We start from the raw sequence: 18,757 nt of genomic DNA, 5'->3' as shown, positions 1-18,757 counted from the left end.
GGGGGCGCCCCCTTCCTTCCCCCCGAAAGGATTGACATGACTGACCTGACCCCCCGCGAGATCGTCTCGGAACTGGATCGCTTCATCATCGGCCAGAAGGACGCCAAGCGCGCCGTCGCCGTCGCCCTGCGCAACCGCTGGCGCCGCAAGCAGCTGGCGCCCGAGATGCAGGACGAGGTGTATCCCAAGAACATCCTGATGATCGGACCCACCGGCGTCGGCAAGACCGAGATCTCGCGCCGCCTGGCCAAGCTGGCCCGCGCGCCCTTCCTGAAGGTCGAGGCGACGAAATTCACCGAAGTCGGCTATGTCGGCCGGGACGTCGAACAGATCATCCGCGATCTGGTTGAACAGGCGATCACCATGACGCGCGATCACATGCGCGAAGACGTGAAGTCCCGGGCCGAAGCCAATGCCGAGGAACGGGTGCTGGCCGCAATCGCCGGCGAAAATGCCCGCGAGGGCACCCGCGACATGTTCCGCAAGAAGCTGCGCAATGGCGAGCTGGACGCAACGGAAATTACACTGGAAGTGCAGGACACGTCGAACCCACTGGGCGGGATGGAGATGCCGGGAATGCAGCCCGGTCAGGGCGGCATGAACCTGGGCGACATCTTCGGAAAGGCGTTCCAGGGGCGCACCGTTCGCAAGACGATGACCGTCGCCGACAGCTATGGCATCCTGTTGTCGGAAGAAGCCGACAAGCTTCTGGACGACGAGACGGTGAACAAGGCCGCTCTGCATTCGGTCGAAGAAAATGGCATCGTGTTTCTCGACGAGATCGACAAGGTCTGCGCGCGGCAGGACGCCCGCGGCGGGGAAGTCAGCCGAGAGGGCGTGCAGCGCGACCTGTTGCCCCTGATCGAAGGGACGGTCGTGGCGACGAAATACGGCTCGATCCGCACGGATCATATCCTGTTCATCGCCTCTGGCGCGTTCCACGTCGCCAAACCCTCGGACCTGTTGCCCGAGCTTCAGGGGCGCCTGCCGATCCGCGTCGAACTGCGCGCCCTGACCGAGGAGGATTTCGTCCGCATCCTGACCGAGACGGACAATGCGCTGACCCGGCAATACACCGCCCTTCTAGGCACCGAGGAGGTTAAAGTGGCATTCACCGATGAGGGGATCGCAGCACTCGCCCGCATTGCCGCCGAAGTGAACCAGTCGGTCGAGAATATCGGCGCGCGCCGCCTCTATACCGTGATGGAGCGAGTGTTCGAGGAGCTGTCCTTCGAGGCCCCCGACAAGGCCGGAGAGGAGATCACCGTAGACGCCGCCTTCGTCGAGCATCACCTGGGCGAGTTGAGCCGGTCCGTCGACGTCAGCCGCTACGTTCTGTAGCGCCGACCTTTTTGGTTGGGGGCCGGATGTCGGAGAATCCGGCCCCTTCCCTTTCGACACAATCGGCGCGATGAGGGCGAATGTCCTTCCTCACGTTCCTGCGCGGGAACGCCCCTTTCCTGCTGGTCGGCGTTCTCCTTACCTTCTGCTCGTCCTTCGGGCAGACCTTCTTCATCTCGGTCTTCGCGGGCGATATCCGCGCGACGTTCGACCTGTCGAACGGGGATTGGGGGTTCCTCTATTCGGTGGGGACCACGGCCTCGGCCGCCGTGATGATCTGGACGGGCATCCTGACCGACACATTCCGGGTGCGCATCCTCGGCCCCGCAGTGCTGGCCTGTCTGGCGCTGTCCTGCGTGCTGATGTGGGCCGTGCAAGGTTGGTGGGCGCTGGTCTTCACCATCTTTGCCCTGCGCTTCGCGGGTCAGGGCATGTCGACGCTGGTCGCAACGGTGGCCATGGCACGCTGGTTCGTGGCCTCCCGCGGGACGGCCCTGTCGATTAGCCGGATCGGCGTCGGTTTGGGCGAGGCGTTTCTGCCAATGATCTTCGTCGCCGCGCTGGGCGTTCTGGACTGGCGCACCCTGTGGCTGATCGCAGGGGGAATCGTTTTGGCGCTGCTGCCTCTTCTGTGGCCGCTGCTGCGGCTGGAGCGGACGCCCCAGAGCATTGCTAAGGACGCCCAAGCTGCGGGGATGGACGACCGGCACTGGACCCGCAAGGACATGCTGGGGCATGCGCTGTATTGGCTGACGGTCCCGATGCTGATTGCGCCGGCGGCATTTTCGACCGCCTTCTTCTTCCACCAGGTTCACTTGGCCGATGCCAAGGGGTGGAGCCATTTGGGCCTAGTCTCGATCTTTCCCGTCTTCACCGCCGCCGCGGCGGTGGCGATGTTCACCTCCGGGCCGATCATCGACCGGATCGGCACGGCGCGGCTGATGCCGTTTGTTCTTCTGCCGATGGGCCTAGGGTTTGCCGGTTTCGCCTTTGCCCCCAACCTGCCGGTGGCCACCATCTTCGTGGCGTTGATGGGGCTGACACAAGGAATGAACAACACCGTCCCGCCCGCATTCTGGGCCGAGTTCTACGGCACGCGAAACCTCGGCGGGATCAAGGCGCTGGCGGCTGCGGTGATGGTGTTCGGCACAGCGATCGGTCCGGCGCTGACGGGCGCGCTGATCGACCTTGGCATCGAGTTTCCCGACCAGATGCTGGGCATCGCGGTCTATTTCGGGGTCGCTGCGATCCTCGTGACACTTGGGGTGCAGCGGGCGAAGGGCTCACTTCCGCCGCAAGTACACGTAGAACGCGCCTGATCCACCGTGGCGCCGGTGTGCCTGGGTGATCTGCAGCACGATCGGGCGAAGCGCGCCGGAGGATAGCCATTGCGGGACCTGCTGGCGCAGAATGCCCCGCCGTTCAGGGATAGGACCGTCATCCGGCCCGTCCCGGCCCTTGCCCGTGATCACCAGGATCAGCCTTCGCCCGGACGCGTGCGATGAATGGATGAAGGACATCAGGCGGGGATGCGCCTCGGCCAGGGTAAGGCCGTGCAGGTCGATGCGCCCTTCGACGTCCATCTTGCCGCGGGACATCTTGCGATGGGCCTTGGCGTCCATCCTGAGGGCCGGTGCCGGTGCGGCCGAGTTTCGCGTGGGCGGTGACGGGGCGTTCTTTCCCAGGTCGAACCCGCTAAGGTCCAACGGTCCAGGCTTCGACTGCTCGGGCGCGGATCGGGGCTTGGGGTCCAGCGCGGGGGGCAGCTTTGCCTGTCGTCTGGGGTGCATCGGGGTGGCAGTCTTCTGCACCCGGCGCCAGAGCTCGCGCTCCTCCGGTTTCAGATCGCGGCGGCGGGACATCAGATTCCTTCGGCCAGCGCGTAGGCCCTTTGAATTGGCAGCAGAACGATCATACGGCCGCTTTCCCTTACCGCACCCGCCCGTTTGCCGGCCGCCTTGCCGGTTCCGAAGAAGATATCGGCGCGCTGGGCTCCCTTGACCGCGGCACCGGTATCCTGAGCGATCATCAGTCGGTGCAGATCCTCGGCACCGTCCGTTTCGATCCAGACCGGCGCGCCCAAGGGGGTATAATCCGGGTCCACAGCAATGGACCGCAATCCCGTAATCGAACGATTCATCGCGCCCAAGGGACCCTGATCCGCCGGGACATGGCTGACTTCACGGAAAAAGACGTAAGAGGGATTGTGGTGCAGCAACTCGCGGCCCCGGTCGCCGTTGTCCTTGACCCAATCGCGGATCCGGTCGGCATTGACCTCGTGCTCGGTCATCTCTCCGCGGCGGATCAGTTCCGCGCCAATGGAGCGGTAGCTATGCCCGTTCTTCCCGCCATAGCCTACGCGGATGGCGGTCCCGTCATCTAGACGCACCCGTCCGGAACCCTGAACCTGGAGGAAATACACGTCCACTGGGTCGGTCAACCACGCGATCTCAAGCCCCTTGCCCTCAAGCGCCGCGTTGCCCTCGATCTCGGCGCGGGTCAGCCATGGCCCTTCGGCGGCTTCCTCGGGCAGTTCGTAGAGGGGGTGTTGATAGGGGCCGCCCTCGTATCGCGACCCCAAAAGCTCAGGCTCGTAATAGCCGGTGAACAGCATCGGTTTGCCGTCCTCGATCAGAACCGGGCGAAAATGCAGTTCGAAGAACAGCTTGGCATCTGTCCAAATCGCAGCGGTCGCGCACAGCGTCTGCCAATCCGGGTCACGCAGATCCCGGCAGGTATCGAGAAAAACGCTCAAAGCTTCGGAATGACGATCCTGAGCCCAGCCCTGAAGATCTGCAAACTCGAGGATGGTGCGCGTCTGGGCAATGGCAGGCACAGAGGTCACCGCCGCCGCCGCAAAACAGGCTGCACGCATCCAGCCACGCATCACTCACCCGTGGCGACAAGCTGCCAATTGGGATCGTCGACGCCCATCTTTCGACCGAATGTCCAGGTATCGCGCTGGCGCTTGATCTCGTTCGGGTCGCCCTCGACGATTTCGCCAGCCTCGTTGCGGACAACAGTTGTCAGCTCGGCCAGGAACCGCACCGTGATCTCGGCGTAGCTTGCCTCGCGGTCGTACGTCGCGGAATAAAGCTCGACGTCGCGGACGCCCACGATCTCGCTCTTGATGGTCAGTCCTTGCGCCTTTCGCTCTGCAATCACCTGATCGAAAGCGCCGGCCACCTCGGGGTCGAGGAAGCCGCGGACCTCGGAAATATCGCCACGTTCGAAAGCAAGGAAGATCATCTCGTAAGCTTGACGAGCCCCAGACAGGAAGTCGCTGACGTTGAAGTCGGACTCGGCCATTTTCATGGCCGCCAACGCCTTGGCACTGTCGGAGCCGTCATCGACGTGATCGGTGATGTCGCGATCCGGCCCGCCCTCGATGACCTCGAACTCAGGCCGTCGAGTGTCCGAAGCCTTGGGTCGAGACTCCACTTGCGGTTTCTCGAACCCCTCCCGCGTGCCCAGAACGTTCTTCAGGCGCAGGATGAGAAAAATGGCGATCCCGGCGAGGACCAGCAATTGAATGACGGCAGAACTCATGGGGCCTCGGATTTCGAATGAAGAATGGCAACATGCGCGGTTCGTTCCTATCTAGGGACCGGGGTGGGCCAAGTCCACCGCCTGACCCGTGACAAAGAGGTGCGCCCATGTGGCTTTTGCTGGCGTTCATCGCCGTTCCGCTGATCGAGATCGCCCTGTTCATCCAGGTGGGCGGCCTGATCGGCCTGTGGCCGACGCTTCTGATCGTCGTCGTGACCGCGATCATTGGCACGACGCTGGTCAGATCGCAGGGCGCACAGGCGCTGGGACAGTTAAAACGTTCGTTCAACGAACTCCGCGACCCGGCCGAACCGTTGGCGAACGGCGCAATGATCCTGTTCGCCGGGGCGCTTCTGCTGACCCCCGGTTTTTTCACGGATGCGGTTGGCTTCTCACTTCTGATCCCGGGCGTGCGCAAGCGGTTGTTCGCCGAGGCGAAGAAGCGGGTGAAGGTCCAGACGATGAGTTACGGTACACGCCCCACCAGACCCACGCGCGACGATGTGATCGACGGTCGCGCCGAGGAGGTCGAGATCCGCGAACCCAACCCGGCACGCCGCCCCTCAGGCTGGACCAGGCCAGGACCCGATGATAGGTCCGGGCGCAACTGAATAAGGGAGACCCGAGATCATGGCCGAGACGGAAAACCAAACGCAACCCGCTGCGCCGAACGGCGAACAGCCCAGTATGCCGCAGATCCGCCCCCTGGCGCAGTTCATCCGCGACATGAGCTTCGAGAACGCCTTGGCGCAGCGCAGCCTGAAGGGCCAGGTCCAGCCGGATGTCAGCGTTCAGGTCAGCCTCGACGCCAAAAAACGTGAGGGCGCCGAAGACCAGTACGAGGTGATCGGCAAGTTCACCGTCCGCTCGAAGAACAAGGACAGCGAGGATATGCTGTTCCTACTGGAGCTGGAGTATGGCGGCATTTTCCAGGTGTCGAACGTGAACGAACAGCAATTACATCCCTTTCTGCTGATCGAGGCGCCGCGCCTGATGTTCCCTTATATCCGACGGATCGTGTCCGACGTGACCCATGACGGTGGCTTCCCGCCCCTGAACCTCGAGCCGATCGACTTCGTTCAGCTGTACCGCCAGGGCATCGCGCAACGCGCGCAGGCCAAGCAGGGTCAGCCTTCGGGAACAGCCTGAGGCCAAAGTACGTCGTCGCCCAGCTTTGCCACGAAGGCGGCATGGGCGGCCGCTTCTTCTGCCGTGATACGCGACGGCAACTTGTTCGGACGCGGCTGCGGGCGCCATTCGTTTTCCAAGGTGCCCGACGCGCCATGATCGGTCGAAAGACCAAAGTCTGGCTGACGTCCTCCGATCAATTCCAGATACACCTCGGCTAGAATTTCCGAGTCCAGAAGCGCCCCGTGCAGCGTCCGGTTCGAGTTGTCGATTCCGAACCGCCGGCAGAGTGCATCCAGCGAGGCGGGCGAACCCGGAAACCTTTGCCGCGCGATGCCGAGGGTATCGACGGCCTGGTCCCATGGCAGTTGCCGCAACCCCAGCCACCCCAGTTCCGCGTTTAGGAATTTCATGTCGAACGCTGCGTTGTGGATCACAAGTTTCGCATCGCCGACGAAATCTAGGAATTTCTGTCCAACCTCGCGGAAGACGGGTTTATCGCGCAGGAATTCGTCGCCTAGGCCGTGCACCTGGAATGCCTCTTGAGGCATCGCCCGTTCGGGGTTGATATACTCGTGAAACACGCGGCCGGTCGGCACGTGTCCCAGAAGCTCGACCGCGCCGATTTCGACGATACGGTCGCCCTGTTCTGGTTCAAAACCGGTGGTTTCCGTGTCCAGCACGATTTCACGCATGGCGCAGTCTTTCGATCAAAGCGGTGATGTGATCCCGTGTTTCGTCCATCGTGACCGTTGGCACAACCACATCGGCGCGCCCCCGTTTTTCGTCGTCAGGAAGTTGCTTGGACAGGATATGATCCAGCCGGGCCTCGGTCATTCCAGGGCGGTCCAGGACACGGGCGCGCTGGACCTCTTCGGGGGCCGAGACTACGACGACCGTATCGACGCGATCCTCGCCCCCCGTCTCGAACAGAAGCGGAATATCCAGGACGACGAGATCGGCTTCAGCCGCGTCGATGAAGGATTGCCGATTTTTCGCCACCATTGGATGAACGACCCCCTCGATCAACGCCAGCGCGTCCGGATTCTCGGCGATCCAAGCGTTCAGCTTTTGCCGATCTACGCCGTCCGGACCGACCGCTTCGGGGCGAAGTGCCCGGATCGGCGCGACGGCTGCACCACCATTCTTGTAGAGCTCATGGACCGCCGCGTCCGCATCCCAGACCGGAATGCCCGCGTCCCGGAACATCCGCGCGGCAGTCGATTTCCCCATGCCGATCGATCCGGTCAGTCCGATCAGATGCGGGCGGCTCATGACAGGACGGCTTGGCGCAGGTCCTCGTCAACATCGGGACGCTGGCCGAACCAGCGCTCGAACCCCGGAACAGCTTGGTGCAAAAGCATTCCCAAGCCATCGACCGTGGTGCAGCCGGCCGCCTGCGCGGTACGGAGAAAATCCGTCTGCAGCGGGGAATACACAAGGTCCGAGACCACAGCCCCGCGCATCAAGCCATCCATCGGCACGCGGAAAGCCGACTTTCCTGTCATCCCAAGGGAGGTCGTGTTCACCACGGTGACGGCATCGTCGACGATGTTCGCCGCACCCACCCAATCCTGCACCACCACCTTCGCACCGAACTCTTGTCGCAGAGCTTCGGCGCGGGCGCGGGTCCGGTTGGTCAACCTGATTTCCGGAACGCCCGCGTCCAGTAGCGCCACAATGATAGCCCGCGCCGCGCCCCCAGCCCCGAACACCGCGGCGGGACCGATTCTAGGGGACCAGTCGGGCGCCGATTGACGCAAGTTCTCCATGAACCCGGCGCCATCTGTGTTATCGGCCTGGAACGACCCATCCGAGCGGAAGGTGACCGTGTTCGCGGCCCCGATCAGAGCTGCGCGATCCGTGACACTGTCGGCCAGTCGAAGAACCGTTTCCTTGTGAGGGATCGTGACGTTGGCCCCGACGAACCCCATCGATGGCATCGTCCGCAGAACGTCCGCAAGACGATCCGGCGCTACGTCCATCGGTATATAGTACCCTGGTACACCGTACCGACGCAGCCAGTGCCCATGCACGCGGGGCGAAAGACTGTGTGCTATGGGGTGCCCGATGACGGCGGCAAGGGGAATTCGGTCGGTCATGTCGCAAGGATGCCCCTGACCGTCAGCCACGACAAGAGCGGCAACATCGGCATTCCCAAGACAGTGAAATAGTCCCCTTCGATCGCGGAGAATAAACGAATTCCCTCTTCCTCCAGCTTATAGCTCCCGACCGAATGTCGGATGCTGTCCCAGTTTCGCGCGACGTAGGCGGTGATGTACCCCGCCGACAATGGACGAACCTGCAGGCGTACGGTTCCCACGTGGCGCCAAACTGGCTCGTGCCCTTCGTAGGCAACGATAGCCGAGTGCAGCATGTGCCGGCGACCGGACAGGGCGGCAATCTGGGCTTCGGCCTCTTCACGGGTTTCGGCTTTCGACAGAAGCGTGCCCTCGAGGTCAAGCGTCTGGTCGCATCCCAAAACAAGGGCCTTCGGATGTCGGCCCGACACCTTGCGCGCTTTCGCCTCAGCCAAAGCGTCGGCTATGTCACGAGGAGTCGCCCCCTCTTCAGCAAGCGCATCGCGCATCGCGACCTCATCAATCTTAGCGGGATCGAGGTCATGCGGAACGCCCGCCGAAGTCAAAAGGTGATGGCGTATGGCGGACCCAGAGGCCAAGACGATCTGCATGGATAACCTGTGAGTGTTTGGGGATAACCCGAGCCGTCCGATAGTCCGCCCGGATAACTGGGGATCTTTTCCGCGATACCGACGCGTTTGTCCACGTGCTCACGTCAGGCTTCCCCATCAGTGGACAAGGCCTGGTCAAGCAAGATTTCTACCCATGTTTATCCACATGGATTCAAGGGATATTTCAACACCCTAACATACTGAAATATATATTTTTTACGAGTGTTCCTTGTTTGTCTCTCCGCTCGGTTCATTCGAACGCGTAGATCCCCGGAGAAACCGATGAGAACACCGATTCCTGCGGAAATCCCCAGGCCCTACTAACAACAAACAATCTTTTCTTAAAAATTCTTTAAGGTAAGAGAGGAGGATGACCGACTGGTATCAGTGGCTTCTTGCCCTTCACATCGTGTCGTTCATCGCTTGGATGGCCGGCCTTTTCTATTTACCCCGCCTCTTCGTATATCACGTGGAAGCAGCGAAGGGAGACGACGGCCGAGAACAGCTGTTCCAAGTCATGGAACGGCGACTGCTGAGAGCGATCATGAACCCTGCCATGATCGCCACTTGGATATTTGGCCTTGCCCTGATCTCGATCGGAGTCGTCGATTGGTCGGCTGTTTGGCCTTACACCAAAGCCGTTGCCGTTATCGCGATGAGCGCGTTTCACATGTGGTGCGCGAAGCAAAGAAAGGCCATGGAAGCAGGGGCTTACACCCACGCGGGGCGTCATTACCGTATGATGAACGAAGTCCCGACGCTTCTGCTGCTCGTGATCGTCTTTTCGGTGATCGTTCGCCCATTCTGATTGACAAGATCGGTAACAGTGCTTAGCTGCCCGCCGTCGCCGTCCGGTGATGTGCTTCCCATCTCAAGACCCATACCGCCCGCATCCTGCGGTGCGAGAGGATTTCCATGAACGAAGACCGCGTAAACCTATCCGACCTGAAGGCGCAGAGCCCAAAGGACCTCCTTGCCTTGGCCGAGGAGCTGGAGATCGAGAATGCCTCGACCATGCGCAAGGGCGAGATGATGTTCTCGATCTTGAAAGAGCGCGCGGACGAGGACTGGATCATCGGGGGTGACGGTGTTCTTGAGGTTCTGCAAGATGGGTTCGGCTTTCTGCGGTCGCCCGAAGCCAACTACCTTCCCGGTCCCGATGACATCTATGTCTCGCCCGACATGATCCGGCGGCATGCCTTACGCACCGGCGATACGGTGTCGGGCGTGATCCGCGGACCCGACGAGAACGAGCGTTATTTCGCGCTGACCGAAGTCGAGACGATTAATTTCGAGGATCCGGCCAAGGCGCGCCACAAGGTCGCCTTCGACAACTTGACGCCTCTTTATCCCGACCAGCGCCTGAAGATGGAGATCGAGGATCCCACCATAAAGGATCGCTCGGCCCGCGTGATTGATTTGGTCGCGCCCATCGGTAAGGGGCAGAGATCCTTGATCGTGGCGCCACCGCGGACGGGCAAGACCGTTCTTTTGCAGAACATCGCGCATTCGATCGAGAGAAATCACCCCGAATGCTACCTCATCGTTCTTCTGATCGACGAACGCCCCGAAGAAGTGACGGACATGCAGCGGTCGGTGAAGGGCGAGGTCGTATCCTCGACCTTTGACGAGCCCGCGACCCGCCACGTCGCGGTCAGCGATATGGTCATCGAGAAGGCCAAGCGTCTTGTAGAACACAAGCGTGACGTCGTCATTCTTCTGGACTCGATCACCCGCCTGGGCCGAGCCTTCAACACGACGGTTCCGTCGTCGGGCAAAGTCCTGACCGGTGGTGTGGACGCGAATGCCCTGCAACGCCCGAAGCGGTTTTTCGGCGCAGCGCGAAATATCGAGGAAGGCGGATCGCTGACGATCATTGCGACGGCGCTAATCGATACCGGCAGCCGTATGGACGAGGTGATCTTCGAAGAGTTCAAGGGCACCGGGAACTCCGAAATCGTTCTTGATCGGAAGGTAGCGGACAAGCGGGTTTATCCGGCAATGGACATCCTCAAGTCCGGAACCCGGAAAGAGGATCTTCTGACGGACAAGCAAGACCTTCAGAAAACATACGTCTTGAGGCGCATCCTGAACCCGATGGGCACGACGGACGCCGTTGAGTTCCTGTTGGGTAAGCTGAAGCAGACCAAGTCCAACTCTGAATTCTTCGACTCGATGAACACGTGATCCGCCATGGCCGATACGATTTACGCCCAGGCCTCGGCGCCCGGTAAGGCGGGCGTATCGGTCATCCGAGTTTCGGGCCCAGCTGCTTTTGCCGGGGTTGCGCGTATGTGCGACCTTCCCGCGCTGCGCAAAGCTGGTTTAAGGCAGATCAGGGACGACCGCGGCCAACTCTTAGACTCCGGCCTGGTGCTTTGCTTTCCGGCGGGATCCAGTTTTACCGGTGAAGATGTGGTGGAACTGCAAGTGCACGGCTCGCTCGCGGTTATTCGCGGGGTTATGGAAAATCTGTCCAAATTGCCCGGCTTCCGTCCTGCAGCGCCTGGGGAATTTACGAGGCGGGCGCTCGAGAACGATCGGATGGACTTGGCGCAGGTCGAAGGTCTGGCAGACTTGATCGATGCCGAGACGGAACTACAACGGGTTCAAGCGCAATCGTCGCTGTCCGGGGGGCTCGCCAAACGTGTTGACACATGGCGGGAAAGCCTGATCGACGCCGCCAGCCTCTTGGAACTCACCCTGGATTTCGCGGACGAGGATGTCCCGACTGATGTTGATACTGATGTTGCGGGGCTACTTCGAAGCGTTGCCGAGGACATGGAGAGAGAGTTGCGGGCGGCGGACGTCGCCGAACGTATCCGGACAGGCTTCGAGATTGCGTTGATCGGCCCGCCCAATGCGGGAAAATCCACCCTTCTCAATGCGATCGCCAGGCGTCCCGTCGCTTTGACGTCCGAGATTGCCGGAACGACGCGCGACGTGATCGAGGTTCGCGTCGACCTCAAGGGCATTCCGGTCACAATGTTGGATACGGCAGGCCTTCGGGAAAGCTTGGACCCGATAGAGAGACAGGGAATTGCGCTAACGCGCATCCGAGCGGCGGCCGCAGATGTTCGGGTATGGCTGGACGATGGTTCCACCAAGGTTCCTGAAGGAATGGACATCGTACTGCTAGCGCAAGATGATGATGGAACGCGGGGGGGCGTGTCCGGGAAAACAGGGGCCGGGGTGACTGAGCTTTTGGGCCGCCTCCAAAGTCTGTTGGAATCTCGCGTACCAAAGGATGCCCTTGCGCTACGGAATCGGCATCGCGCTTCGTTAGAAAGGGCTATAGCATCTTTGCGAGAGATTTGTGGTGAACTTACATCCTCGCCTTCAGAACTATCTGCGCAACGTGTTCGCGATGTCATTCGTGATCTTCAAGAGCTGATCGGTGGCGTTGATACCGAGGATCTGCTAGGGAGCATATTCTCTCGATTCTGCATTGGAAAATGAGATGTTTCACGTGAAACAATCGACCGTCATCGTTGTTGGAGGGGGTCATGCCGGTGTTGAGGCTGCAAGCGCGGCCGCGCGGATGGGCACGCGAACTTATCTTGTTACGCTGCGAGCTGATACTGTTGGTGCTCTGTCCTGCAATCCCGCAGTTGGCGGACTGGGTAAGGGGCACCTTGTGCGAGAGGTTGACGCCTTCGGGGGTATAATTGGACGTGCCGCAGATCGAGCGGGTATCCAATTCCGATTACTGAACCGGTCTAAAGGACCCGCAGTGCAAGGACCGCGTACGCAGGTTGATCGCGGAGAATACAGGGCGGCAATTCAGAACGCCATCAGTGCCCTGCCCGTTCAATTGGTAGAGGGGCAAGTAGCGGATCTTCTGGTACGCGACGGACGTGTTTCCGGCGTTCTCTTGGATGACGGTGCGGAACTTCCTGGAGATGCAGTGATTCTAACGACTGGCACTTTCTTGAATGGCGTAATCCACATGGGTGGCGAGACCACGTCCGGCGGACGTTTGGGTGAGAGTCCTTCGGTACAACTGGCCGATCGGCTGTACGGTCAAGGTTTGCCGATGGGCAGACTTAAAACAGGAACTCCCCCGCGCCTATCTGGAAAATCGATCGATTGGTCCGGTTTGGAACTGCAGCCCGGTGACGAAAACCCTGCGATGATGTCGTTTCAAAGCACGGGACCGCACCTTCCCCAAGTGAATTGTGCGATTACCCACACGAACGAACATACGCATGATATAATTCGCAGGAACTTGCATCTGTCTGCCATGTATTCAGGTAATATTTCGGGAAAAGGCCCCAGATATTGCCCTTCCATTGAGGACAAGATTTCCCGCTTCGCCGATAAGAAATCCCACCAGATATTTTTGGAGCCGGAAACTCTTGTTGGGGAAACCATCTACCCGAATGGTGTATCCACATCTTTGCCTAGAGACGTTCAGATCGCATATATTCGCTCTATTCGCGGCTTAGAAAATGCTGAAATTTCGCAACCTGGGTACGCAATAGAATACGATTATGTCGACCCCCGTGCACTAACCGCTGAACTTGAAGTTCGGGACATGCCGGGTCTTTGGCTCGCTGGGCAGATTAACGGGACAACAGGGTATGAGGAGGCTGCCGCCCAAGGGCTCGTGGCTGGGCTGAACGCCGCGTCAAGCGTTCAGGAGTTGCCGCCTGTCCAGTTTTCCAGGACAGAATCTTACATCGGGGTCATGATAGACGATCTGGTGATCCGCGGGGTGTCAGAGCCGTACCGCATGTTCACGTCCCGGGCGGAGTATCGCCTTTCCCTAAGGGCTGACAATGCGGATCAGCGGCTGACTCCAAAGGCGATTGAACTAGGCATTCTGGATGCCCGCCAGAGGACTTTCTTCGAGAACAAAATGGAGCAGATTGACGACGCTCGGCAGAAAATGAAGTCGGTTTCGGTTGCCGGGAAAACGGCACGGGAAGCCGGCGTAAATGTTGCTGGTGACGGCAAGAAACGGGATCTTTATGCTCTTCTGAGCATTCCAAATGTCGGTGTCAGTACAATCCTATCTTTGTCGCCTGACCTCGCTCAGTTCGACGACAGTATACTTCGGCAGTTAGAAAATGAGGCCACGTATTCGAATTACTTGGACCGCCAAGTGCAGGAGGTCAGCCGGGTTCGGCGATACGAGGGCCTGACTATACCGCCAGATTTCAACTATCAGGACATCCAGGGTCTATCTTCGGAATTGCGGCATAAACTATCTATTGTTCGGCCTACCTCAATCGCTCAGGCAGAAAGGGTCGAAGGTATGACCCCCGTAGCATTAAACACGTTAATCTATAGGCTCAAGATTTCGAGAATCGATAGCGTACGTGTAGGATGAGTGTTTCACGTGAAACAATAGATCGTCTTAAAGAATTCTCCAACTTGGTCTGCCGCTGGAATGAGCATATCAACTTGGTTGCGCCGTCGACCTTGGGCCTTCTTGAACAAAGGCACGTTGAGGATAGTGCGCAACTCTCAGAGCTCGCTCCCCCGGCTCATACTTGGATCGATTTGGGAAGCGGAGGGGGATTCCCCGGCATCGTCATCTCGATATTGCGTCCAACGACCCGTGTCCTGCTGGTGGAATCGGATCGCAGGAAATCAGTTTTCCTCAGAACAGCAGTACGGAACTTACAGTTAAATGCCGAAGTCATAGATCAACGAATTGAAAATGTTTCACCGCGGGGTGGTGATATCGTTTCCGCGCGTGCCTTGGCGCCCTTGCGGAAGCTGATCCCCCTCGCCATTCGACACGGCGTGTCGGATACAACATATGTATTTCCGAAGGGTATATCGTATCAGCAGGAGATCGCGGAGGCGAAGACATCCTGGGAATTTGACGTTGACGTCCGACCTAGCAAAGTGAACAAAGAGGGGGTCATCCTTCTTATGAGGAACTTCAAACGTGTCTGATTTCGATCAGGGCGCCACGAAAGTCGTGGCTATCGTGAACCAGAAAGGTGGAGTCGGAAAGACCACCACGGCGATCAATTTGGGCGCCGCACTGGCCGCTCAGGGTAAGCGGGTAGCGATAATCGATCTGGACCCCCAAGGGAACGCTTCGACAGGTTTGGGTATCGATTTGGATCGCCGGCAGATCACGACTTACGATGTCCTTCTGGGGGATGTATCGGTTACGGACGCGCTTCAGTCCACCGACGTTCAGAACCTTAGGATTGTCCCTGCCAATTCCGATTTGTCGTCGGCAGATGTCGAAATGGTTTCGAAATCCCAACGCGTATCGCTGCTTAGATCTGCATTGAATAGCCGCGGAAAAACCGACATCGATATTGTTCTCATAGATTGCCCCCCTTCCCTCTCTCTTCTGACCGTGAACGCCATGGTTGCTGCACATTCGGTACTTGTTCCTCTGCAAAGTGAGTTCTTTGCTCTGGAGGGGCTTTCGCAGCTGATGCTGACAATACGCGAGGTTCGGCAAACGGCAAACCCGAGGCTTGGCATTGAAGGCGTCGTTTTGACGATGTTCGATGGAAGGAACAAACTGGCCCAAGGTGTGCTTGCGGACGCTAGGGAAACTTTGGGAAGCTTGGTGTTTGATACTATCATTCCGCGCAACGTGCGCGTCAGTGAAGCGCCTTCGTTCGCGCAGCCAGTGCTGGACTATGACCCTACATCCAAGGGCAGTATCGCTTATCGAGCACTTGCCCACGAATTCATCGCGCGCGAAACGGCCTGAGGAGAGCGACCATGTCCGATAAACGGGAGAAGCGCGGCGGACTAGGTCGTGGATTATCGGCCTTAATGGCAGATATAGACCCACCCAACGCGGAGACTCGCCCGGCGGATCAGCCGCGGCGTGCGGAGCTATTTGTTGCCATCGAGCGGATCGAGGCCAACCCTGATCAGCCTCGCCGCACATTTGCGGAAGAGCAGCTGGAAGAGCTTGCCGCTTCGATAGCGCAACGTGGCATCATCCAGCCGCTTATCGTTCGCCCACACCCGGAAAAATCTGACGCGTTCCAGATCGTTGCAGGCGAGCGCCGGTGGCGGGCCTCTCAGCTGGCGAAGATCCATGAAGTTCCTGTAATCGTTAGAGAATTTGACGATACAGAAATGCTTGAAGTTGCGATCATTGAGAATATTCAGAGGGCCGATCTTAACCCCGTGGATGAGGCTGCGGGATATCGTCAGTTGATGGATCGCTTCGGCCGTACACAGGAGCAAATGGCGGATGCCCTGGGTAAAAGTCGATCCCATATCGCCAACTCCCTTCGTCTGCTGAACTTGCCTGCGGACGTTCAGGGGTGGTTAGCGGAAGGTCGACTGACCGCGGGCCACGCTCGCGCACTCGTCGCGACAGAGGCCGCGTCAGATTTGGCACGGCAAGTCATCGCCAAGAATTTGTCGGTTCGTCAAACAGAAGCGTTGGTCCGTAAACCTGATAAGCCTTCAAAACCAAAGCGTTCGGCAGATGAGTCAAAAGATGCCGATACAAGGGCCTTGGAACAGGATCTGTCGGCGGCCATGGGTCTTCCGATCACGATAGATCACAAATCGGGCGCGGATACCGGTAAACTGACGATCGGATACAAGTCCCTCGAACAACTGGACCAAATTTGTCAGCTGATTTCCCGTGGGCTGGACTAAGCCAGAAGGTCCCGGAGGATCGCATTGAGGACTGGCCGTCCTGATTCTGTCAGTTGCACCTTATCATTGCTGGTGCGGATCACGCCAAGGTCCTCGAGGTGCGGCAGCCGCGTTTCGAACGGGGCGAGGTCCGAGCGATCTACGCCCTCTCCGACCCGAAGGCCCATCATCGCCCGCTCTTCGGCTCTGTCCAGGGCCGATAGCAGCGAACGCTGCTCGACCGTGCCCGCTTGAACGGCCGCTAACCATCGCATCGGTTGGGTTTCGGCTTCGGTTGCGATCCAGCCGTTGGGATTGTGAACACGCCCATGCGCTCCGGGCCCGATGCCAATGTACTCGCCGCCCCGCCAATAGGTCAGATTGTGCTGCGATTCTGCTCCGGGACGCGCATGGTTTGAAATCTCGTAGGCGGGTAAGCCCGCGCTTTCCGTCATATTCTGCGTGATCTCATACAACGTCGCAGCAAGGTCTTCATCCGGGAGTCCTTTCAACTTACCGCGCGCATGACGATCGCCAAACGCGGTTCCGTCTTCCACGGACAACTGGTACAGGGACAGATGATCCGCCGCCATTCGAAGCGCTTCTGCCAGTTCGGTTTCCCACGCGGCGGCGGTCTGGCCCTGTCGAGCGTAAATCAGATCAAAACTGATCCGGTCGAAGGTCTGCCGGGCTATGTCGAACGCGGCGCGAGCTTCAGAAACGCTGTGCAGGCGGCCCAAACGACGAAGGTCGTCGTCATCCAGCGCCTGGATACCCATGGAGACCCTATTGACGCCGGCCATGCGATATCCCCGGAACCGCTCGGCTTCTACCGAGGTCGGGTTGGCTTCCAGCGTAATCTCAACATCGTTCGCAAAGCGCCAGGCCCGTTGGGCGTCATCGATGATCGACGCCACAGTCTCTGGCTCCATCAGGCTGGGCGTGCCGCCGCCGAAGAAAATCGATCCTACAACAGCGTCAGGTACCTCGTCCTTATATCGTTTAATCTCAGTTGTGTAGGCCGAACGCCACGCTGCCTGATCCACCGCCGCGACAACGTGCGAATTGAAATCACAGTAGGGACATTTCGCCTGGCAGAACGGCCAATGGATATAAAGGCCGACCCTACGCAAAAGAGCCGGCGATCAGTTTGGCGAATGCGTCGGCACGGTGAGAAATCTCGTTCTTCGTCCACCGGTCCATTTCACCGAATGTCAGGTCATGTCCGTTGGGCTGAAAGATGGGGTCGTACCCGTGTCCCTGATCACCCCGCATCGGCCAGACGATCTGGCCTTCCATGGTTCCGGGATAAACCTCGTCGTGCCCGTCTGGCCAAACCAAAACCAACGTACAGCAGAACCGGGCGCGCCATGGCGTAGTTGCACCGCTCGCCAACAGTTCGTCATGGGCCCTTTCCATGGCCAGAACGAAATCCCTGCCATTCGGGGTTTCAGCCCAATCTGCCGTCCAAACACCAGGCTTCCCCCCCAGCGCCTCGATTTCGATGCCGGAATCGTCGGCCAAGGTCGGAAGCCCGGTCGCCTTCATCGCCGCATGCGCCTTTATACGGGCATTTTCGACGAATGTCGTCCCATCCTCGACGGGCTCGGGCAGGCCATGGTCCGCATTCGAGGAGACGCGTAAATCGTAGGGGGCCAGAAGTTGGGAAATCTCCTCTAGCTTGCCACGATTGTGGGTTGCGACAAGTAGTTCCGCCCCCGCGAATCTCCGCCCCATCAGATTGCCGCTTTCTGCGCAGCAACCAGCTCGGCGACGCCCTTTTCGGCAAGGTCGGTCAGCCCGTTCATCTGATCACGAGAGAACGTGCTGCCCTCGCCGGACATTTGCACCTCGATCAGTCGCCCGCTGCCGGTCAGGATGAAATTCCCGTCCACGCCGGCTTCGCTGTCTTCGGGATAGTCCAGGTCCAACACCTGCTGCCCGGCGTAAAGTCCGCAGGACACCGCGGCAACGTGATCGGTCAGGGGGTCGGTGACGATATCGCCGGCCTTCAGAAGCTTGTTCACGGCCAAGCGCAGGGCCACCCAACCGCCGGTGATCGAGGCACACCGCGTGCCGCCATCCGCCTGGATTACGTCGCAATCGATGGTGATCTGACGCTCACCCAGCGCATTTCGGTCGATTGCAGCGCGCAGACTACGGCCGATCAGACGCTGGATTTCCTGCGTGCGGCCGGACTGACCATTCTTGGCCTCACGCCGACCGCGGGTGTGCGTCGCGCGGGGCAACATCCCGTACTCTGCGGTGACCCAGCCTTGGCCCGAACCCTTGAGGAACGGGGGGACGCGCGGCTCCAACGAGGCGGTGCATAGCACATGCGTGTCACCGCAGCGGATCATGCACGATCCTTCGGCGTGCCGCGTCACATCCGTTTCGATTGAAATCAGACGCATTTCGCTTAAGTGTCTGCCCGAAGGACGCATATTTCTCTCCTGATGATGT

Annotated in this window: 21 protein-coding genes; 11 read left to right on the top strand and 10 right to left on the bottom strand. The window is 59.5% G+C overall.

The annotated features are described in order from the left end of the window. The first annotated feature begins 36 nt into the window (after positions 1–36). Together hslU and PAA8504_RS04905 are read left to right on the top strand one after the other, a co-directional pair. Positions 37–1,341 (top strand): ATP-dependent protease ATPase subunit HslU, encoded by a 1,305-nt coding sequence (gene hslU, locus PAA8504_RS04910; protein ID WP_108893048.1) that lies wholly within the window; start codon positions 37–39, stop codon positions 1,339–1,341. Positions 1,342–1,421: 80 nt separating this feature from the next. After that, positions 1,422–2,660: an MFS transporter gene (locus PAA8504_RS04905; RefSeq protein ID WP_108893047.1), complete on the top strand. Its 1,239-nt coding sequence runs from the start codon at positions 1,422–1,424 to the stop codon at positions 2,658–2,660. Here the strand turns inward: PAA8504_RS04905 and PAA8504_RS04900 are convergent. The 3 genes from PAA8504_RS04900 to PAA8504_RS04890 are packed head-to-tail and all read right to left on the bottom strand — an operon-like array spanning position 2,625 to position 4,890. Next, positions 2,625–3,203 (bottom strand): Smr/MutS family protein, encoded by a 579-nt coding sequence (locus tag PAA8504_RS04900; RefSeq protein WP_108893046.1) that lies wholly within the window; start codon positions 3,201–3,203, stop codon positions 2,625–2,627. The two genes, PAA8504_RS04905 and PAA8504_RS04900, sit on opposite strands and share 36 nt — an antisense overlap. Then, the gene (gene mltA / locus PAA8504_RS04895; protein ID WP_108893045.1) at positions 3,203–4,228 is read right to left on the bottom strand and encodes a murein transglycosylase A; all 1,026 of its coding nucleotides are present in this window, start codon (positions 4,226–4,228) and stop codon (positions 3,203–3,205) included. Before mltA ends, PAA8504_RS04900 begins: the two co-directional genes overlap by 1 nt. Beyond that, a complete protein-coding gene (locus tag PAA8504_RS04890; RefSeq protein ID WP_108893044.1) occupies positions 4,228–4,890 on the bottom strand; it encodes a Tim44/TimA family putative adaptor protein in 663 nt (220 codons plus the stop codon). Before PAA8504_RS04890 ends, mltA begins: the two co-directional genes overlap by 1 nt. 107 nt (positions 4,891–4,997) lie before the next feature. Here PAA8504_RS04890 and PAA8504_RS04885 point away from each other — a divergent pair, with 107 nt between their 5' ends. Together PAA8504_RS04885 and secB are read left to right on the top strand one after the other, a co-directional pair. Next, complete coding sequence (locus PAA8504_RS04885) at positions 4,998–5,501, top strand: FxsA family protein (protein ID WP_108893043.1); 504 nt, start codon at positions 4,998–5,000, stop codon at positions 5,499–5,501. Positions 5,502–5,520: 19 nt separating this feature from the next. Next, the gene (gene secB / locus PAA8504_RS04880) at positions 5,521–6,039 is read left to right on the top strand and encodes a protein-export chaperone SecB (RefSeq protein WP_108893042.1); all 519 of its coding nucleotides are present in this window, start codon (positions 5,521–5,523) and stop codon (positions 6,037–6,039) included. Here the strand turns inward: secB and dnaQ are convergent. The 4 genes from dnaQ to PAA8504_RS04860 are packed head-to-tail and all read right to left on the bottom strand — an operon-like array spanning position 6,018 to position 8,710. Continuing rightward, the gene (gene dnaQ, locus PAA8504_RS04875; protein ID WP_108893041.1) at positions 6,018–6,713 is read right to left on the bottom strand and encodes a DNA polymerase III subunit epsilon; all 696 of its coding nucleotides are present in this window, start codon (positions 6,711–6,713) and stop codon (positions 6,018–6,020) included. The genes secB and dnaQ overlap by 22 nt on opposite strands. Next, positions 6,706–7,293, bottom strand: coding sequence for a dephospho-CoA kinase (gene coaE, locus PAA8504_RS04870; RefSeq protein WP_108893040.1), 588 nt, complete (start codon positions 7,291–7,293; stop codon positions 6,706–6,708). Before coaE ends, dnaQ begins: the two co-directional genes overlap by 8 nt. Beyond that, complete coding sequence (locus PAA8504_RS04865; RefSeq protein ID WP_108893039.1) at positions 7,290–8,120, bottom strand: shikimate dehydrogenase; 831 nt, start codon at positions 8,118–8,120, stop codon at positions 7,290–7,292. Before PAA8504_RS04865 ends, coaE begins: the two co-directional genes overlap by 4 nt. Further along, positions 8,117–8,710: a Maf family protein gene (locus PAA8504_RS04860; RefSeq protein WP_108893038.1), complete on the bottom strand. Its 594-nt coding sequence runs from the start codon at positions 8,708–8,710 to the stop codon at positions 8,117–8,119. The genes PAA8504_RS04865 and PAA8504_RS04860 overlap by 4 nt, the downstream gene beginning before the upstream one ends. A 370-nt stretch (positions 8,711–9,080) precedes the next feature. Here PAA8504_RS04860 and hemJ point away from each other — a divergent pair, with 370 nt between their 5' ends. From hemJ to PAA8504_RS04825, 7 genes are all read left to right on the top strand, one after another. Further along, a complete protein-coding gene (gene hemJ / locus PAA8504_RS04855; RefSeq protein WP_108893037.1) occupies positions 9,081–9,518 on the top strand; it encodes a protoporphyrinogen oxidase HemJ in 438 nt (145 codons plus the stop codon). 107 nt (positions 9,519–9,625) lie between these two features. Next, on the top strand, positions 9,626–10,897 hold the full coding sequence (gene rho / locus PAA8504_RS04850) for a transcription termination factor Rho (RefSeq protein WP_108893036.1): 1,272 nt from the start codon (positions 9,626–9,628) through the stop codon (positions 10,895–10,897). A gap of 6 nt (positions 10,898–10,903) precedes the next feature. Further along, positions 10,904–12,169, top strand: a complete 1,266-nt coding sequence (mnmE, locus tag PAA8504_RS04845; RefSeq protein ID WP_108893035.1) for a tRNA uridine-5-carboxymethylaminomethyl(34) synthesis GTPase MnmE — start codon at positions 10,904–10,906, stop codon at positions 12,167–12,169. Between the two features lies 1 nt (position 12,170). Beyond that, positions 12,171–14,045 carry a tRNA uridine-5-carboxymethylaminomethyl(34) synthesis enzyme MnmG gene (gene mnmG, locus PAA8504_RS04840; RefSeq protein WP_108893034.1) on the top strand — a complete coding sequence of 625 codons (1,875 nt, stop codon included), beginning with the start codon at positions 12,171–12,173 and terminating at the stop codon, positions 14,043–14,045. Then, positions 14,042–14,620 carry a 16S rRNA (guanine(527)-N(7))-methyltransferase RsmG gene (gene rsmG / locus PAA8504_RS04835; protein WP_108893033.1) on the top strand — a complete coding sequence of 193 codons (579 nt, stop codon included), beginning with the start codon at positions 14,042–14,044 and terminating at the stop codon, positions 14,618–14,620. Before mnmG ends, rsmG begins: the two co-directional genes overlap by 4 nt. Next, the gene (locus PAA8504_RS04830) at positions 14,613–15,404 is read left to right on the top strand and encodes a ParA family protein (RefSeq protein WP_108893032.1); all 792 of its coding nucleotides are present in this window, start codon (positions 14,613–14,615) and stop codon (positions 15,402–15,404) included. Before rsmG ends, PAA8504_RS04830 begins: the two co-directional genes overlap by 8 nt. A gap of 11 nt (positions 15,405–15,415) precedes the next feature. Beyond that, positions 15,416–16,315: a ParB/RepB/Spo0J family partition protein gene (locus tag PAA8504_RS04825; protein ID WP_108893031.1), complete on the top strand. Its 900-nt coding sequence runs from the start codon at positions 15,416–15,418 to the stop codon at positions 16,313–16,315. On the opposite strand, the gene hemW is transcribed toward PAA8504_RS04825, so the two are convergent. The 3 genes from hemW to rph are packed head-to-tail and all read right to left on the bottom strand — an operon-like array spanning position 16,312 to position 18,738. Beyond that, positions 16,312–17,427, bottom strand: coding sequence for a radical SAM family heme chaperone HemW (hemW, locus tag PAA8504_RS04820; protein ID WP_108893030.1), 1,116 nt, complete (start codon positions 17,425–17,427; stop codon positions 16,312–16,314). The genes PAA8504_RS04825 and hemW overlap by 4 nt on opposite strands. Continuing rightward, positions 17,420–18,031 carry a non-canonical purine NTP pyrophosphatase gene (locus tag PAA8504_RS04815; RefSeq protein WP_108893029.1) on the bottom strand — a complete coding sequence of 204 codons (612 nt, stop codon included), beginning with the start codon at positions 18,029–18,031 and terminating at the stop codon, positions 17,420–17,422. The genes hemW and PAA8504_RS04815 overlap by 8 nt, the downstream gene beginning before the upstream one ends. After that, complete coding sequence (gene rph / locus PAA8504_RS04810) at positions 18,031–18,738, bottom strand: ribonuclease PH (RefSeq protein ID WP_108893028.1); 708 nt, start codon at positions 18,736–18,738, stop codon at positions 18,031–18,033. Before rph ends, PAA8504_RS04815 begins: the two co-directional genes overlap by 1 nt. Positions 18,739–18,757 lie beyond the last annotated feature (19 nt).

Source organism: Palleronia abyssalis (assembly GCF_900302445.1).
Taxonomy (GTDB): Bacteria; Pseudomonadota; Alphaproteobacteria; order Rhodobacterales; family Rhodobacteraceae; genus Palleronia; species Palleronia abyssalis.
Note: the sequence above shows the minus strand (reverse complement) of the source record. Positions and strands in the feature narration are given on the sequence as shown.

Bases quoted from the DNA above. Each gene is read 5' to 3' on its own strand.
- PAA8504_RS04885 (WP_108893043.1), top strand. From the start codon at position 4,998: ATGTGGCTTTTGCTGGCGTTCATCGCCGTTCCGCTGATCGAGATCGCC.
- PAA8504_RS04815 (WP_108893029.1), bottom strand. From the start codon at position 18,031: ATGGGGCGGAGATTCGCGGGGGCGGAACTACTTGTCGCAACCCACAAT.
- dnaQ (WP_108893041.1), bottom strand. From the start codon at position 6,713: ATGCGTGAAATCGTGCTGGACACGGAAACCACCGGTTTTGAACCAGAA.
- mnmG (WP_108893034.1), top strand. From the start codon at position 12,171: ATGTTTCACGTGAAACAATCGACCGTCATCGTTGTTGGAGGGGGTCAT.
- rph (WP_108893028.1), bottom strand. From the start codon at position 18,738: ATGCGTCCTTCGGGCAGACACTTAAGCGAAATGCGTCTGATTTCAATC.
- hemJ (WP_108893037.1), top strand. From the start codon at position 9,081: ATGACCGACTGGTATCAGTGGCTTCTTGCCCTTCACATCGTGTCGTTC.
- rsmG (WP_108893033.1), top strand. From the start codon at position 14,042: ATGAGTGTTTCACGTGAAACAATAGATCGTCTTAAAGAATTCTCCAAC.
- PAA8504_RS04905 (WP_108893047.1), top strand. From the start codon at position 1,422: ATGTCCTTCCTCACGTTCCTGCGCGGGAACGCCCCTTTCCTGCTGGTC.
- hslU (WP_108893048.1), top strand. From the start codon at position 37: ATGACTGACCTGACCCCCCGCGAGATCGTCTCGGAACTGGATCGCTTC.
- mltA (WP_108893045.1), bottom strand. From the start codon at position 4,228: ATGCGTGGCTGGATGCGTGCAGCCTGTTTTGCGGCGGCGGCGGTGACC.
- PAA8504_RS04865 (WP_108893039.1), bottom strand. From the start codon at position 8,120: ATGACCGACCGAATTCCCCTTGCCGCCGTCATCGGGCACCCCATAGCA.
- PAA8504_RS04825 (WP_108893031.1), top strand. From the start codon at position 15,416: ATGTCCGATAAACGGGAGAAGCGCGGCGGACTAGGTCGTGGATTATCG.
- secB (WP_108893042.1), top strand. From the start codon at position 5,521: ATGGCCGAGACGGAAAACCAAACGCAACCCGCTGCGCCGAACGGCGAA.
- PAA8504_RS04900 (WP_108893046.1), bottom strand. From the start codon at position 3,203: ATGTCCCGCCGCCGCGATCTGAAACCGGAGGAGCGCGAGCTCTGGCGC.
- PAA8504_RS04860 (WP_108893038.1), bottom strand. From the start codon at position 8,710: ATGCAGATCGTCTTGGCCTCTGGGTCCGCCATACGCCATCACCTTTTG.
- coaE (WP_108893040.1), bottom strand. From the start codon at position 7,293: ATGAGCCGCCCGCATCTGATCGGACTGACCGGATCGATCGGCATGGGG.
- mnmE (WP_108893035.1), top strand. From the start codon at position 10,904: ATGGCCGATACGATTTACGCCCAGGCCTCGGCGCCCGGTAAGGCGGGC.
- PAA8504_RS04890 (WP_108893044.1), bottom strand. From the start codon at position 4,890: ATGAGTTCTGCCGTCATTCAATTGCTGGTCCTCGCCGGGATCGCCATT.
- rho (WP_108893036.1), top strand. From the start codon at position 9,626: ATGAACGAAGACCGCGTAAACCTATCCGACCTGAAGGCGCAGAGCCCA.